The sequence below is a fragment of the Archangium primigenium genome (genome assembly GCF_016904885.1).
Lineage (GTDB): Bacteria > Myxococcota > Myxococcia > Myxococcales > Myxococcaceae > Cystobacter > Cystobacter primigenius.
The window spans coordinates 7,162,426-7,179,829 of record NZ_JADWYI010000001.1; the positions used below are offsets into that span (position 1 = coordinate 7,162,426).

The 17,404-nt window shown below is 71.4% G+C and carries 5 protein-coding genes; all 5 read right to left on the reverse strand.

Translation table 11 applies throughout. From position 1 onward, the window contains the following. Positions 1-145 precede the first annotated feature (145 nt). The gene (locus I3V78_RS29450; protein ID WP_204492469.1) at positions 146-12,415 is read right to left on the reverse strand and encodes a tetratricopeptide repeat protein; all 12,270 of its coding nucleotides are present in this window, start codon (positions 12,413-12,415) and stop codon (positions 146-148) included. Between the two features lie 100 nt (positions 12,416-12,515). Next, entirely contained in the window at positions 12,516-14,210 is a 1,695-nt protein-coding gene (locus I3V78_RS29455; protein WP_338023778.1) for a tetratricopeptide repeat protein, read from the reverse strand. A 177-nt stretch (positions 14,211-14,387) separates the two neighbouring features. Beyond that, positions 14,388-15,002, reverse strand: a complete 615-nt coding sequence (gene cglE, locus I3V78_RS29460; protein ID WP_204492473.1) for an adventurous gliding motility protein CglE — start codon at positions 15,000-15,002, stop codon at positions 14,388-14,390. A 109-nt stretch (positions 15,003-15,111) separates the two neighbouring features. Further along, the gene (gltG, locus tag I3V78_RS29465) at positions 15,112-17,040 is read right to left on the reverse strand and encodes an adventurous gliding motility protein GltG (protein WP_204492476.1); all 1,929 of its coding nucleotides are present in this window, start codon (positions 17,038-17,040) and stop codon (positions 15,112-15,114) included. Between the two features lie 73 nt (positions 17,041-17,113). Continuing rightward, entirely contained in the window at positions 17,114-17,389 is a 276-nt protein-coding gene (gene cglF / locus I3V78_RS29470) for an adventurous gliding motility protein CglF (protein ID WP_204496837.1), read from the reverse strand. Positions 17,390-17,404 lie beyond the last annotated feature (15 nt).

The following is a 17,404-nucleotide window of genomic DNA, read 5'->3' on the forward strand; positions in this document are numbered from 1 at the left end:
CAAGTCTCAGGAATAACGAGAGAAAATCCGTTGGAATCGTAGAGGTGGCGTCCGGGGGGGTCAAGGACACCGCTCTTGCCCGCCCGGTCGCTCTTTCAACGCGTGAACTCCGAAGGGGATCTCACGCTCACTGCACATCTCCTGGCTACTTCCGCACCTGCACCTCCACATCCGTACCTATCGCGACACGCAGCTCGCGCAATTCCTCGGAGGTCGCGAAGACGAGCAGTTCCTTGAGCTTCGCCTTGGGCGTCACCCGGAAGGCCGAGCCGGTCTCCTCCAGCACCATGCGCTTGACCGGTTCGCACTCGCCCGCGGCCAGGAGGCCCGCGCGCGCCGCCGTCAGCTCCACGTGGTCGAAGTACTGGCGGACATCCGCGGGTGTGGCCACCGGCACGTAGACGCGTGCCACCTTGGCCAGCGCCGCGCGACCCTGCTCGCTGAAGCCCTTCTCCAGCACGCGCCGCTCGGCGTCCACCCCGCGGGGGTCCACCGTGAGGCGCAGGTTGGGCACCACCAGGCTGAGCGCCGCCTGGACCACCGCCTCGAGCCGCTCCGGGGCCAGGCGCTGGCTCCACGCCAGTTCCGGGCGTGCGAGCGCGAACGCGCGGCCCAGCATGTAGTACGCCTCCTTCTGGCCCTGTTCGGCGAAGAAGCGGCCGCCGGCGCGAATGCACGCCGGATGCGTCTGCAGCACCTCCACGTGGAGCCGGGGGTCTGGCGTCGGCTCGTTGGAGCGCTTGGCCATGTTCTCGCGTCGGGCCACCAGGTGCGGCGAGTACAGCTCCACCGCGTCCATTCCGAAGAGCCGCGCCACGTAGCGGTAGTGCTGCACGTGGTACTCCTGCGAGCTCGGCAGATCGATCCGGTGCTTCTTGGGGATGATCTGGTAGTTCGTGAAGGGCACCGCGTACAGGTGGCCGATCTGCTCGAAGAGCAGGCCCATCAGCTCGGTGAAGGGCCCGCGCAGCCGGGGATGCAGCAGGTGCGACTGCCACATGCGATCCGGCAGTGCCCGCTGGGCCACCTCCTTGAGCTTCGCGTAGGGACCGAGCCGCGAGAGGATCTCCTTCTCGTCCTCCCCCGCCTCGCCGAGCAGGCCCGACACGGCTTGGGCGGCCATCCACGCGCCGTCGTAGTCCTTGCGCCGCGCGAACAGCCGCACCAACTGGGAGCAGACCTTGTGCGTGTCCGTGGTGTGCGGCAGGGCCCGGCGCAGCGCCGCGATGGCCTCGTCCTCCTTGCCCGGGGAGGCCGCCGCCAGCTCGGCGTAGGTCTCCTGCACGGAGGCATCATCGGGCAGGCCCTTGGCGACGAGCCCGTAGGCCGCCACCGCGTTCTCCTGGTTCTTGAGCACCTGGCGGTAGAGGTCACCCAGCGCGCGCCACAGCCCCATGCGCGCCCCGTGCGTGTCGGGCGTCTTCGGCATGCGCCCGATCATCTTCGCGTAGTTCTCCTCCAGCGCGCGCCACTGGCCCGCACCACCCAGCATCGCCTCGAGCGCGCTGAAGGCCTCGATGAATCGGTGATCCAGGTCCAGCGCCGTGTTGAAGGCCTCCGCCGCGCCGTCCACGTCCCGCAGCTCGTCCCGACGCAGCTCGCCGAGCGCGAACCACACCCGCCGGGCCTTGTTCGGCTCGGACGCCAGCGCGGGCAGCCGCAGCATGCGCTGCAGCATGTCCGCGGCCTTCTGGCTCTGGCGCGTCTCGCGCAGCAGCACATAGAGCGCGTCCAGCACCTCGAGCGACTCCGGAACCAGCTTGAGCGCGCCGGAGTACGCGTCGATCGCCTGGTACGGGTCCTTGAGCTTCTCGCGCGCGAGCTGACCGAGATCCAGGAGCACCTTCGCCTTGGCCTCGCCCTCCAACACCTGGGCGAGCTGCTGGCGCAGGTCACCCGCGCGCTCCCACCGGCCCGAGGCATCCATGAGCGTCACCAGTGCGCGCAGGGAGGCCTCGTGGTTGGAGTCCACCGAGAGCGCCTTCTCGAAGTGGTTCTGCGCGCGGTCCGTCTGGTTCAGCTTGGCGTGGATGTCACCCAGCTGCCAGTAGACCTCCACCACCTCCATGTCGGTGAGCTCCTCGCGGTGGTGGATGAGGATCGTCTGGAAGATGCGCAGCGCGTCCTCGTAGCGCTTGGCGTGCTGCACGAGCAGGTGGCCGTAGCCCTCGAGCACCGGCAGGTAGGTCGCGTCGAGATCGTAGGCCTTCTTGTACGAATCGAGCGCCTTGCCGCGGTTGCCCAGCTTGTCCGCCACGTAGCCCAGGCGGTAGAGCTGACGGCACAGCTCCGCGGCCAGCGCCGTGTCCTTCTCCGCGATGGCGCGCTCGGCCATGCGGCGCACCACGATGTCGAGCATGCGCTCGCACGCGAGCCAGTCCTCGCGCGCGCTGTAGACCTCCGACAAGGGCTGGGCGGCCTCCAGGCTGTCCGGGGCGTAGCGCAGCGTCTCCTCGTAGTAGTGCGTGGCCGTCTCGGGGTCGCCCTTGGTCTCGGCGTTGTAGCGCGCCACCTCGAGCAGGGCCTTGGCCTTGGCCTCGGCGTCCTCGGTCTGCTGCGCCTCCTGCAAGAGGGTCTGCTCGTAGCCGCCCCAGTCCTTCTCCTGCTCCTGGATGCCCTTGAGGGCCCGGATGCTGGCCAGGTGGCCCGGGTCGATCGCGATGGCGCTCTGGTAGGCCGTACGCGCGCTGCCCGAGTCCATCAGCATGTCCTCGTGCATGCGGCCCATGCGGTAGTACAGCTCCACCGCCTCGGGGGTGTGCCCCGCGAGCTGCGCCTCCTGCTGTAGGACGTCCAGCGCGTAGGGCCAGTTGCCGCTGCGCTCGTAGAGGTTGCCCAGCGCGTGCAGCGCGGGACGGCAGCCCGGATCCATGCTCAGCGCGTAGTGGTACGTGTTGACCGCCCGGTCCACCTGCTTGAGCTGCTGGTGGTAGACGTTGCCGATCTCCACGTACAGCTCGGCCTGCTCCTGCGTGGACGTGGCCAGCTGGAGCTGCCGCTCGTAGGCGACCACCAGGTCCTCCCACCGGCCCTGGTCCCGACGCAGGCGGATGAGGGTCTTGATGGCCTGGAGGTTCTGCGGGTCGATGGCGAGCACGCCCTCGATGAAGGCGTCCGCGTTGGCCGGGTTCTGGTAGGTGTCCTCCCAGATGCTCGCCGAGCGGAACAGCACCCGCACGCGCTCGCGGTAGTCGGTGATGACCTCGAGCATGCGCTCGTAGATGGCCAGCAACTCCGCCGGTTGATCCAACCGCGTGTGCAGCCGCTCCAACGACTCCAGGGCCTGGAGGTTGTAGGGCTCGAACTCGAGCGCCTGCCGGTAGGCGGCCACCGCGGGCTCGTCGTCTCCGATGTCGCGCTCGTAGACGCTCGCGACGTCGAGCTGGATGCGGGCCCGCTCCTCGACGGTGGCCGCCAGGTCGCGCGCGCGCATCAGCGTGGAGGCCACGTCCTTCCAGGCCTTCTGGCGACGGTAGAGCGCGGTGAGCACGCCCAACGTCTCCGCGTCCGGCTCCAAATCCAGGGCCCGCAGCAGCGCGCTCGCGGACTCGTCGGGGTCACCCTGCTCGTCATGGACGCGGGCGATCTCCCGGAGGATGGACTTGCGCGTCTCGATGGAGTCCGCGGCCTCGATCTTCTGCTCGAGGGCCACCACGTACTCGCGCGAACGGCCCCGGCGCTGGAACATCCCCGCCAGGCCATCGAGCGCGGTGACGTTCGTCGGATCGAACTCCAGGATCTTCCGCAGCGAGGACTCCGCCGCCTGGGCATCGTCCAGCTTCAGGTCGTGGACGCGCGCCAGCGTGGCGTACATGCGCTCGGCCAGGGGACCTCGCGGCAGGGCATCCGCCACCTCCTCGTAGACGGCGGCCAGCTCCTCGTGGGAGCCCGTCTCGTCGGCGAGTCGCTCCACCTCCTCGCGCAGCGTGTCGTCCGAGGCGTCGAGCTGCAGCGCCCGGCAGAGCGCCAGGAAGGCCACGTCCTTCTGGCCCAGGCGCTCTTCCTGCACGCGCGCCAGTTCCTTGAGGGTGGCCAGCTTCTCCTCTTCCGTGACGAGGTGCGGCAGGTAGCGGTCCACCACCTGCGCGTAGGCCCGCCAGTCGTTGTTCGTCCGGTAGAGCTCGCACACGCGCCCGTACGCGTCCCGGTGGGCGGGGTCCAGCTCCAGCACCTTCTCCAGCGCGCCCGCGGCGAGCTCCGGCTTGTTGCCCGCGCCCGACCACAGGTCCGCCACGGCGAACCACGTGGCCACCGCCAGGTCGCGCTCCTCGGCCTGCAGGTGCACCTGCACCTTGAGCTCGAGCGCGCGGACGGCGTCGTTGTAGGCCCGCAGGGACACGAAGAGCGCGTGGACCCGCTCCAGGTCCGCCACCGCGTGGGGCTCCACTTCCAGCGCGCGGCGGGCCGCGTCCAGCGCCTCCTCGCGGCGACCCACGCCGGAGAGCACCTCGGCCAGACGCAGGCGCAGCGCCTTCACGCCCTCGGCCGACTCCTGCAACGGCACGAGCCGCCGCAGGATGCCCACCAGCTCCTCGGCGGGCCCCGTCTCCTCGTACAGCTCGCGCAGCGTGTCCAGCACGCCCCGGTGGCGGGGATCGCGCTCGAGCGCCGCCTTGAGGTGGCCCACCGCCGTCTCGGGCTGCTTGAGCAGGCGGTAGAGCACCTGGCCCAGGCGCTCGTTGAGCCGCACGACCTCGCGCGGGTCCAACGTCTGCGCCAGCCGCTCCGCCAGGAGCGTCCGCAGCTCCTCGTGCCGCCCCGCCCGCTCGTACAAGGCCTCCAGCGAGGTGAACGCCTGCTCGTTGCGCGCGTTCTTCGCCAGCAGCTCGCGGTACAGGTCGATGGCGCCGTCCAGTTGGCCCAGCCCCTCGGAGGACACCTGCGCCATGCGCATGAGGACGCGCTCGCGCTCCGGGCCCGTGACGCGCTCGGACTGCAGCTTCAGGATGTTGTACAGCTTGTCCTGGGCTCCGGCCGCGTCATAGAGGCCCTCGAGCAGCCGCGCCGACGCGAGGTGCGAGGCGTCCAGCGCCAGCACCTGCTCGAAGGCGGACGCCGCGCGGTCCATGCTCTGGAGCTTCTCCTGGGCGAGCTGCCCCAGGCGGAAGAGGAAGCCCACCTTGTCGGCGGTCTGCTCCGCCGTGGCGGCGAGCGCCTCCAGCACTGGCGCCAGCTCCTCCCAGGCCTCCAGCGTGATGTACAGCCGGTCCAGCGCCACCAGCGACCGGGTCTGCGACGAGGGGTCCAGCGTGCGCGCGCGCTCGTAGTAGATGATGGCGCGCTCGGGCTCGCGCAGGCGCGACTCGAAGAGATAGCCCAGCTTGAGGCACATCTCCGCCGCGTCGCGCACCTCGGCCACGCGCGGCAAGGCCTCCTCGTAGGCCACGACCAGCTCGTCGTAGGAGCCCGCCGCGTCCGTGGCGTTCTCCAGGCGCGCGCGCAGCTCGCGGTCGTTCGGGTCCTCCTTGAAGGAGCGGAAGAGCGCGAGGAAGGTGAGCTCCGGCTCCCCCTGGCTCTCGCGCAGCGTGGCCAGCTCGCCGAGCAGCGTCTTGCGCTCGTGCGCGTCCGGGGACACGCCGACGCGCGTCTCGATGAGCGAGGCGAGCCGCGCCACGTCCCCGCTCGCCCGGAAGGCGCGCAGCAGCGTCTCCACCGCGAGCAGGTTCTGCGGCTCGCGCTGCACCAGCGCCTCCAGGCGGCCCACCGTGTCGGCGTGGTTGGGCTGCACGGAGAGCACCGCGCCGTAGAGCGCCAGCGCGCCCGCCTTGTCGAGCAGCTTCGTCTCGCGCACCACCGCGAGGCGGAACTTCAGCTCCAGGCCCTCCTCCGGCGTCACCAGCGCGATGCGGCGGGCAAGCACGTCCGCCAGCTCCGGCCAGCGCTCCAGCTTCTGGCACAGGCCGTCCATCCGGGTGAGCGCCGCGGCGTCATCCGGCTTCACGTCCAGCAGGCGCCGCAGGGTGGCCAACGCGCCCAGGCCATCCTGGAGCTCCGCCTCCTGCAGCACGGCGATCTGCAGCAGCACCGAGGCCCGGCGCGCCGGCTCCTCGGCGCTCGCGAGCTGACGGCGCAGCACCTCCAGCAGTTCCTGGGGCGTGCCCTGCTCGGACACCAGGCGCACCACGCTGTCGAGCGCCTCGGTGTCCGTGGGGCTGAGCGTCAGCACCTTGCGCCACGAGGCCAGGGACTCGTCGTCCTCACCCAGGCGCGCCTGCAGCCGGGCCAGCGCGCGGTACAGCTCGGCGCGCGCCGCGTCTCCCGCGCGAGGCGCGATCTCGGAGAGCACCGCCGCGAACTCCTCCGCGGCCCCCGCCTTGTCCATGAGCTGGAGGCACAACTCCAGCGTGCGCGCGTCGTCCGGCATCTCGCGCAGGGAGCGGGTGGCCGACAGGAAGGCCATCTCCGCGTTCTCCAGCGGTCCCGCGTACATCTCCGCGATGCGGCGCAGCAGCACCGAGCGCTCCTGCGGCACGGGCTCGGCGGAGACGCGCGACTCCAACATCTGCACCTGCTTGAGGTGGTCACCCACCGCCGCGAACACCGGCTCGAGCGCCACGGCGGCCTGACCGCGCAGCGGGCTGTCCGAGCGCGCCATCTCCTCCAGGGCCCCCACCGCTCCGGCGTGGCCCGCCCGGCGGCGCAGCACGTCCTGGTACAGCTCCAGCGCGCCGCGCGGATCGTCCAGGCGGCTGAACTTGAGCCGACCCAGGCGCACGCGCAGATCACTCCCCTCCTCGAGGGCGTTGCGCGCGTCGGTCAGCTGGATCTCCCGCTCGATGTGCTGGGCGAGCTCCGGCCAGCGCTCCATCTGCGTCAGCACGCGGCCGAGCAGCTTGAGGGCATTGGCGTCCTCGGGGCGGCGCTCCAGCACGTCGCGGTACGTCTGCGCCGCGAGCGCCTTGTCGGAGAGCGTCTCCTCGGCCAGGTGCGCCAGCTCGAAGAGCAGGTTCACCTGCGCGGGCAGCGACGGCTCCGCCGCCACCTGCCGGCGCATCACCAGCGCCAGCTCCCGGTGCGCGCCCGTGCGGCGATGCACACGCGAGATGGACTCCAACACCTGCTTGTTCTTCGGGTCGCGACGACTGACCTCCTCCAGCGCGCGCACCGCCAGGTCGTAGCGCTTGAGCCGCCCGTCGTAGATGGCCGCGAGCCGCCGCCACAGGTCTCCCGCCAGGGGCTCGGTGCTGCCCCGGTCGAGCTGATCCTCGTAGGCCGCCGCGACTTCCTCGAACGAGCCCGAGTCGGCCGCGAGCCGCTCCAGGTCATCGCACACGCCCTCGCCCTGCGGCGCCTCGTTGAAGGCGCGCAGCCGCGCGGCGAAGGCGAGCGACGTCTGGCCCAGGGCCTCGCGCAGGGTGGCGATCTCCTGCACCCGCTCCAGGCGCAGCGCCGGCTGCGTGCCTGGCAGGAGGATCTCCAGCACCTCCACCAGCTTGCGCGTGTCGTTGAGGCCCCGGTGGACGGGCTCCAGCAGACGGGCCGCCTCCACGCGCTGGGCATCGAGCTGGAGCATGCGCTCCAGTCCGGCGACGGCCTGCGGGTCGCCCGGGGCCAGGCCCATCAGGGCGCGGTAGGCGCTCAGGGCCTCGGCGTGACTGCCCTCCTTCTCCAGCAACTGGGCCCGGCGCAGGATGAAGCCCCGGCGCGCCTCGTTGTCCGTGGCCAGCTCCGCGAGCTGATCCAACACGTCCGCCTGCTCCAGCGGCCGCTTCGTCCGGGAGAACAGCTTGTCCAGCGCGAGCAGGCCGTCCTCGGCCTTGCGGATGGCCAGCGCCGAGCGCCACGTCTCGATGGCCTTGGCGTCATCGCCCGCGGCGGCATGGGCCTCGCCCGCCTTCACCAGCAGGGCGCGCCGCTCCTCGGGCGCCGTGGCCAGCGCCGACTGGGCGGCGTAGACCTCCGACAGGCTCTTGGCGTTCTGGCCGCGCTCGTACAGCCGCGAGAGCATCTCGAGCGCCTGACGATCCTGGGGCGCATCCTCGAGGACGCGCTTCCAGACACTCGTGGCCTCCTCCGTCTGGCCCATCTGCTCGCGCAGCTCGGCGGCGCGCCGCAGCAGGTTGAGCGCCGTCGAGTCGCCCCGAGGCAGGTCCAACCCGGCCTCCTCGTACAGCTCGGCCAACATCTCGTGCGAGCCCGTCTCGCGCGCCAGCCGCTCCAGCTCCGGCTGGAGCTTCTCGCGCTCCACGCCCTGCGAGAAGGCCTTCACCGCCGCCATGAAGGCGAGCGACGGCTGGTGCATGTCCTGCTCGTAGATGCGGCGGATGTCCGCGGTGAGCTGTGCCTTCTCGGCGATGAGCGCGGACTCCAGACGCGTCTCCCGCAGCGCCACGCGCCGGGCATGGTCGCCCAGCCGCGCGAGCACGGGATCCAGCACCTCCAGCGCGCCCACGCTCATGGGCACCGCCGCCCTCACCCACTCCTCGAGCGCCGCGCGGGCACCCGGGTGGCCGGGATCCTCCGCGAGGATGCCCTGGTAGAGCTGGAGCGAGGCGTTCGGGTCACCCAGCGACGAGCGCAAGAGCTCCGCCAAGCGGAAGGAGACCTCGCGGCCCTGGGGGCTCTGCCCTTCCTGCGTGCGGCGCAGGCCGAGCGCCCAGGCCAGATCCTTGGGACGGCCCAGCTCGGTGTAGAGCCGGTCCAGGGCGACGGCGGCCTCGCGCTGGAGCGGATCCCGCTCGGCGATGGCGCGCCAGGCATTGGCGGCGCTCTCCGAGTCGGACAGCTTGGACTCGTGCAGCAGGGCGGCCTCGCGCAGGTGCGCGAGTTGCTCGGACGGCTCGGACGCGGCGGCGGCGAGCTTCTCGAGCACCTCGGCGAGCGCGGCCCACTCCTCGCCCGCGCGGTGCAGGCGCTGCAAGGCGCGCAGGCAGTCGAGGCTGCCCGGCTCGAGCAGCAGCAGGGCCCGGAGCGACTTCAGGGCCGCGGCGCGATCATCGAGCTTCTTCTCCTGGACCTCGGCCAGCTCGCGCAGCAGACCCACGCGGATGGTGTCCGAGTCCCCTTCCTCGGACAGCTCGATGAGGATCTCCGCGTAGGAGTCCAGCGAGTCGGCGTCCTCGGCCGCCTGACGCGCGGCGGCGCGCAGCGCGGCGTCTCCCGGAGCCAGGCGCAGGGCGCGCGCCAACGAGGCGAAGGCCAGCTCGGGCTGGCGCAGCTGGGTCAGGTACACCTGCGCGGTCTGGCGCAGCGCCAGCACACGCGCGGAGTCGTCACGCGCCACCTCGGCGAGCACGTCCAGCGCGGTGACGAGCTTGCGGTGATCCTTGGTGGCCTCGTACGCGGGGATGAGCGCACGGGCGGCTTCCTCCCGCGCGGCCCCGGTACCCAGCATGCCCTCCAGCTCGGCACGCGCCTCCACGTCCGAGGGGCGCTGCCGGAGGATGTCCGAGAAGCGGCGCACCACGTCCGTACGGTCTCCCGTGGAGTCCTGGAGCACCTGCGAGCGCTTGAGCGTCAGGCGCGCCACGCGGTCGAGATCGCCCGCGTCCTCCGCGAGCGCGATCTGCCGCGCGAGCACCTCGCCCCACTCGGGCCTGCGGTCCGCCTTCTCGTACAGCTCGGCGAGCAGGGGCAGGTGGCGCACCTCGTCCGCGCCGGACTGGATGGCCGTCTGCAACGCCTCGGCGGCCTGCAGCGGGCGGCCGAGGCCCGCGTTGAGATCCACCAACTGCATCAGCAGGTCGATCTTCTCCGCGCGCGTGGCCGTGAGGATGCGCTTGCGCAGCAGGGCGTCCGCCTCCGCCGCGCGACCCGCCTTGCCATACAGGGCGATGAGCCGACCGAGCACCTCGGACGACTCGGGCACGCGCTGCAGCGCCGCCTCCAGCGCGCCAATCGCCTCCGGGAGGGCCTTGGACTCCTCGGCCAGCTTCGCCGTCTCGGACAGCAGTTGCACGGCGAGCGCCGGGGCTTCCGTCTCGCCAGCCAGGGTGCGCAGCACGCGCACCAGCTCGGCGTGCACGGACAGCTCATGGGCCAGCCGCGCCAGCTCCACGCGGTTCACCTCGTCCGTGGGCAGCTCCCGCAGGGCCCGGACGCGCAGGTCGAACGCCGAGCGGCCATCGACGAGCTGCTTCTCCTGGAGGTTGGCGATCTGCGCGAACAGGCGCTGGCGCGCCACCGGCTCGGAGGTGACCTCGAGCTGCTGCAGCAGCGCGGCGGCTTGACGCTGGGGGTCTCCCTGCCGGCCGTAATACCGGGCGAGCGCCTCGGCGATCTCCGCCGTGCGCACCTTGGCCGCCATGAGCCGCTCGAGTCCTCCGAGCACCACGCCCGTGGACACGTTGTCGGCGAGCAGCTGGAGGAAGAGGGTCGCGGCCTCATCGGAACGGTTCAGGCGCTCGGCGAAGAGCCGCGCCTGACGCGCCGCCCAGTCGCTGCGCTCCACCTGCGTCTCCGCCAGCTTGGAGAGCCGGCCCGCGAGCTCCGCGGCCTCCTCCACCTTCGACACCGCCGCGCACACCGCCTGCAGTCGCCGCAGGCTGGAGGGATCATCCGGCGCGAACTTCACCAGGTCGCGCACCATGGATTCCAGCTCCGCGGGCGTCGCGCCCTCGGCCTCGCGCCGCACGATCTCGGCCTCCAGGCGCGCCTTGGGATCCGCCGAGAGGGCCGCGGCGGCGCGCAGCGTGCGCACCGCCTCCTGGGCCGCGCTGTCACCCGGGGCGCGCGCGAGCACTTCCTTCCAAGCGGCCTCGGCGCCCGCGGGATCCGCCAGGGGTCCTTGCAGCAGCTGGGCGAGGTGCCGCCAGAGCGGGATGGCCGCCTCGGGAGGCAGCGCCACCAGGGCCGCCCGCCGCAGCGCCGTCGCCAGCGCGGGCTCCGCCTTCGCCTTGCTGGCGTTCTCCATCACCGACTCGAGCAGCAGCGGACGGGTGGGCTCCAGCGCCAGGGCGCGCGCGAGCACCTCGAAGGCCCCCTGCGCGTTGTCCGCCTCCTCGTACAACGAGGCCAGCGTCTCGCACAGCGCCACGCGCTCGGCGCGCGAGCGCGGCGCGAGCATCGCCAGATCCAGCAGCGGCTCGAGCGTGGAGAGCTCTTCCTGTTCCGCCAGCAGCCGGGCCAGCAGGAAGGCCGCCTGGGCGTTGAAGGGCTCCAGCTTGAGCACCGTCTCCAGGTGGGCGCGCATGGCGGGCCCGTTGCGCAGTTGCAGGCAGAGGTCCGCCAGCCGCAGACGCAAGGACACCTGCGTGGTCCGGTCCTTCACCGAGCCCAGGGAGCGCTCCAGCATGACGAGCGCGTCCTCGGCGCGATCCTGCTCCAGGAGCAACTCCGCGCCGAGGCTCGCCACGTCCGCGCGCGACGGATCCACGCTCGTGGCCTTCTCGAAGGCGGCGAGCGCACCGGCGGGATCGTTGAGCCGCGTCAGGCGCAGGGTGCCCAGCCGCAGCCACAACTCCGCCTGGGCGGTCCGCTCACGCGCCTCGCCCGCCAATCCCTCCAGCCACTCCTGGGCGGGACCGAAGTCGCCCTTGCGCTCGGCGAGCCGCTCGATGAGGTTGAGGGCATCGGGCATTCCCGGCCACAGCAGGAAGCAGCGCTCGAGCGCCTCCTCCACCTTCTCCATCGAGTCCGGCTCGAACCACGCGTGCAGCTTGGCCACCAGCAAGGACAGGCGCGCCGCGCTCTTGCGATCCCGCTCCTCGAGCGACATGCCACGCAGCGTGCGGGCCCGGTCACGCCACGATTGCTCGAAGCGCTGCAGCGTCTGGGTGACCTTCTCCGCCCGCGCGTTGGTCGGCTCGAGCTGCCGCAGCACGGCGAGCGCGCGCTCGGCGAGCGCGTGCTCGGTGGGATCCTCCACCAGGCGCTCGCAGAACGCGGCGTACTCCTCCGCCATCCCGTCGCCCCCGAGCGTGGTGCGCTCGCGCTCGAGCAGCTCGAAGATGGGCTGGAAGCGCTCCTCCACGAGGAGCAGCTGACGGGCCCGCTTGAAGGTGGCCCGATCCGGGCTCGCGCGCACCGCGCGCTGCAGGCACAGCACGGCACGATCCCGCCGGAAGAGCTTCTGCTCGTGCAGCGTCGCCGCCTGCTGGAAGAAGGCCGACGCCTCCTCGCCCTGGCTCAGCGCGCCCAGCCGCTCCAACACGTCGACGAGCGCGTGCGTGTCCTGACGCGACTCGTGCACGGCCTTGAGGCCCAACAGCGCGGGACGCGGATCCTCGGCGAGCAACAGCGCGTGGCGCAGCAGCTCCTCGGAGCGCGTGGGATTGCGCAGACGCTCCTGCGCGAGCTGGCCCGCGCGCACGAGCACACGCGCCGCCTCGGCACCCGACGTCTCGCGGGCATGTCCCTCGTAGAGCCGGATGAGATCCTCGACGCGGCCCGCCTTCTCGAGCGAGGCCTCTACCTCGGCGAAAGGCCGGTCGGAGACACCACGCTCGGCGGGTCGGCGGAGGTTCGACAGATCCATGAAGAGAAAGCCTCGCGAAAAAGAAAGGGGCGGGAGAGCGGCACTTTATCGCCCGCTCCCCGCCCCTCGCAATCGCGTAAATCCCGCCAACTGTCGAGATTTATTGGCTTTCTTGCCCGTCAGGGCCAGAAGCGGACGAGCTCTGTCCAGCGGTGGCCGTTTCGCCCGTCGCCGACTCCTCGGCTTCCTCGGCCGCGGCGGCCGCATCCGCCGGCCGCTTGGCGGGAGGCGTGGCGGGCAGGGACTGGGAGCGCTCCACGCCCGCGGTGTCGCCGAGCTTGGTGTACAGCTCGATGGCGCGGTCGCGCAGCTGCAGCTCCTCGGCGAGGGCCGCGGCCTTGGGCAGGTGGCCGATCTGCTCGTACAGACCCAGGGCCTTCTCCTTGCGACCGATCTCCTCGTAGAGCGCCGCCGCGGTGGCGGACTCGCCGAGCAGCTCCAGCCACCGGGCACGGCCCGCCGGCTTGTTCTCCGACTCGGCGCGCGCCAGTTCCTTCTGCGCGAGCGCCTTGGCCTCCTCGTCCAGCTTGAGCCGCTGCAGGAAGTGGAAGGCCTTGGGCGCCGGCAGCGCGCCGAGCACTTCCGCGGCGTCCTGACGGCGGCCGGCGGACACGAGCAGCGTGGCGGCGCCGAGCCGATCCCCGCGCTCCACCAGGGCCTTTACCTCGAGGTCCCGGATGCGGTTGGCGGCGGCGAAGTCGCGCGAGCGCTCGTACGCCTTGCGGGCCAGCGCCAGCTTGCCCGCGCGCTCATAGGCGAGCGCCGCCTGATCGAACTGACGGGCCCGCTCGTACAGACGCGCGACGTTCTCGAAGTCGCCCTTGCCGATGTAGATCTCCATCAGCAGTTCGTAGGCACCCGCCTTCTCCAGCACCTGGGTCAACTGCTCGGCGGGCACCGCGGACGTGAGGCGACGAGCGGCCTCGTTGTCCTTGCCGGCCAGCGCCGTGCGCAGCGCGTCCTGGGTCTTGCCACCCGCCTCGAACAAGCGCGTGGCCTCGACGAAGGAGTTGTTGCGCTCGTGCATGCGCGCCGCGTCGCGGGTGCGGCCCATGCCCTCGAGCTGCTTGGCCTGCTCCTGCCAGTCGCCCGTCAGCTCGGGCATCGGACGCCGCTCGCCCTCGGGGCGCTCCCGCCGCTCCCGGCGCTCGCCCTCGGGACGGTCGCGACGCTCACCCTCGGGACGATCGCGACGCTCCCGGCGCTCACCCTCGGGACGATCGCGACGCTCCCGACGCTCGCCCTCGGGACGATCGCGACGCTCCCGGCGCTCACCCTCGGGACGCTCGGCCGCGGGACGCGCGGCGGCCTCCTCGCGCTCGGGCTCGGCGGCGCGGCCACTCAGTCCGAACGCCGCCGAGGAACGCTCCGCATCTCCCGCGGCGCGCCAGGCGCGACCGACCAGGTGGAGCACGTCGCCGTAGGCCTGGAACTTCTCCTTCGCGGGGTCCACCGCGGGGGCCGCCGGTGCCGGCGTCTCGCTCGCGGCGGGGGCCTCCGCGCCCTCGGCCGCCGGAGCGGCCTCGACCGCCGGAGCCTCGGCGGGCGCCTCGGCCGGAGCCGCCTCGGAGGGCGCCTCCGGCTGAGCCGGACGGGTCTGCCGCTGCACGCGCAGCAGCGTGGTCATGAGCCGACCCTTGACGTTGAGCTCCAGCTCGTCGAGCGACTTCACCCGCAGCGCGCGCAGCGAGCGCACGATGGCCTCGAGCGGCTGCTTCTGGCCGGAGAGGTCCGCCTTGCCCAGGGCCTTCTCCAGGGTGCTCAGCTCCGCGATGACGCGCTGCCCGGGACCCACGGGGCCCTCGGCCCGGTCCCGACCACGACCCCCGCGGCCCTCACCCCGGCCTCCGTCACGCCCTCCGAAACCTCCACCCGGACCATCCCGGCGAGGACCCTGACCGGGTCCAGCACCCGGGCCCCGTCCACCGCGAGGTCCACCGCTTCCATTCTCCTGAGGCACGTGATTCTCCTGCTAGAACGCGTAGCGAAGGTTCGGCGTCAGCGCGAACCCGAAAGACTGAGACTTGACCAGAAAGCTGCCCGTCACCTCGACACCAATCGAGAAGTGACGGAGGCGCGTGTAGTACTCCACTCCCGGACCCAGGAACACCAGAATGTCGGGGTCGGGCAGGAGTTGCTTCGGCGAGAACAGGGCGTATCCCGCGCCGCCGCGCACGTAGAACCAGGTGCGCTTGACGTCCTGGGCATCGGCGAAGCCCACCAGGTGCGCCCGCGCCACGACTCCCGGTACGAGCGTGGAGAAATCACCCGAGGCGGAACCTCCCGAGTTGCCCGTGTACTCCGAGCCCACGCGGTTGGAGGAGCCCTGGACGAACAGGCCGAGCGACAGCCGCTCTCCCAGGTCCACGCCGACTTCCACCGCGGCCATCTGCCCGGCGGTGAAGGGCCGCGGACCGGAAGTCGCGGGCGGATTGACGATGAAGGACGGGCCACCGAACACCGAGAAATAGAGACCACGCTCGATTTCCTGGTAGTTGTCGGCGGGCCTGTCACCGGCGGCCTGCGCATGAGCCAGCGCGGGAACGGCCAGGGCGGCGCAAATGACGGCGGGGCGGAGGGCTTTCATTCGGGGGCCGAAGTTAGCCCATGGGCCTCCAGACGCCAGCGCCAAAAGCAAGTGGGCGGCTCCGGATGAACGGAACCGCCCACCTGGATGTTTCCAGCGCGAGGGAGGACTACTCGCCCGCGGCCTTGAAGATGAACGGGTAGGTCACGGCCACCGAGCCGCCGCCCTTGGGCTTGGGGAACGACCAGGTGCGCACGCGGCCGGCCACGCACTGCTCCAGCTCCGAGTTGCCCGCCGTGGACTGGGCCACCGACGAGGTCACCACGTTGCCCTCACTGGCGATGGTGAAGCGGATGGCCACCTTGCCGCCCAGCTTCGGGAAGCGGTTGAGCAGGCTCTCGTAGCAGAAGCGGATCTGCCCGCGGTTGCGCTGGATGACCTGGCGGATGAGCTCCTTGTCGAGCGAGCCGCTCACCGTGGCCTCCTCGGACGCGATGCCCACTTCCACGCTCTGCTTGGTGCCGCCCAGGCTGCCCATGCCGCTGCCGTAGCCGCTCACGCCACCCGCGCGGCCCTTGGTGCCCACGCTGCCGATGCCGACGACGTCACCACCGCCGCCACCACCGCCACCGCCCCGCAGGCCCATGCCCACCAGGCCGTTGCTCACGCCGCCCGTCTTGGCGCCGAACATGTTGCCCATGGCGCCCTTGAGGTCACCGCCGATGCCACCGCCGGCGAACAGGCTCGCGGCGCCCCCCTTGCCGCCGAAGATCTTGGCCGCCATGTTCTTCGCCTCGGCCTTCTTGTCCGCCTTGGTGGCGTTGGCGGGCGTGGGCTTGACGACTTCCTTCTTGGCCTGCTGGGTGTCTTCCTTCTTGGCCTTGGCCTTCTCCGCCTGCTTCTCGGCCTTCTGCTGGTTGAGCTTCTCGAGGAACTTGTTCTTCTGCGTGTCGGGCGGCTTGACGATGAGCTTGGCCAGGCGCGCGTTGTTGCCCGCCAGCTCGTCGGTGAACTGCTCGCCCGCCGCGGCCAGGTTGCTCGCGCTGATGACGAACATGGACGCGAGGAAGAAGAGCACCAGGAAGATGTTGATGACGGAGAAGTCCACCGACTCGCCCATGGGGGCCAGGGCCTTCTTCGGCACGGACTCGAGGCAGGCCTCGAGCGTCACGCCGCCCAGGTCCACCGACAGCAGGTCCTCGTCCTTGAGCGTGAGCGCGTAGGCCTCGCCCTCGTGGCTGGCCTTGCCCGACTCGATGATCTCCTTGAGGTCGTGCGTCTCGCCCTTGCGCACGAGCTCGCCCTTCATCTTCGCGCTGAAGAGCACCGTGAAGGACTGGCCGTCCGTGCGCACCACCTCGAAGCGCTCTCCGCCCAGCTTGGAGTCGCCCATGATGAAGTCGACGCCCTTGGCGCTGCCCACGGAGAAGGTGCGCTTCTGGCCCGGGGCGAGGAAGAAGTCGCCCACGCGCTGGTCACCCCACAGGAAGTGCACGCCCAGGCCCGTCGGGCCGCTGCCCTTGCGCGGCACGCGGCGCACCCGGGGCCCGGCCGCCTCGACGGGCGCCTCCACCACGGCGGCCGGCTTGACGGCGGCCTTGGGGGCCACGACGGCGGCCACGGGCGCGGCGGCCACGGGCGCCGGCTGGATCACCACCGGCGCGGGCGTGGCGGCCTTGGCCGGAGAGATGGCCGCCTGGGCGAGGCTCGCGGCCACCGCGGGCGCGGGCGTCGCGGCGGGCGACGGCGTGGGCGAGGTGCTCGCCGCGGCCACGGACAGGTTCGCCGCGGCGATGGCCGTGGTGTCCTCCAGGCGGATGACGGTGCCACCCACCTTGATCTCGTCGCCGAACGACAGCTGTCCCTTGTTGACGCGCTTGCCGTTGACGTAGGTGCCCTCGACGCTGCCCATGTCGATGATGGACAGGCTGCCGTCGGAGGCCACCTCGATGACGGAGTGGATGCGGCTGACCTTGTCGTCCTCCAGGCACAGGTGCGCCGAGGCGAGACGGCCGATCTTGATGATGTCGCGCTCGAAGTCCTTGGAGGTGACGAGCGTGTCACCCTTGAAGACCTTGAGTGTCAAAGGCACGGGCATTTCAGTTCCCCAAATTGGAAGATGACGGAGGCTTGGACAACGTGGACGGCGATGGGTTCCCGGCGAGTGGAATTCAGAGCTCGCCCACGGACTGCATCACCTTGTCCTCGAAGTCCTCGCGGATGCGGATGAGGTTGGAGTGGTCGACCTTCTTGCGCGCCTCGACGTACTCGCCGTCCGGCTTGGTGAGGTCGCCCTCGATGGTGTCGTCCTCGAAGTCGATGGTCTGGGGACCACCCTTGGCGGCCTTGCCACCCCCGCCGGACGAGCCGCCCGACGTGCCCCCACCCTCCTGGGCCAGGGCCGGCATCACGGTCAACATTCCACACAACATCAGGAGCTTGCGCATCTGGATCTCCGGGCG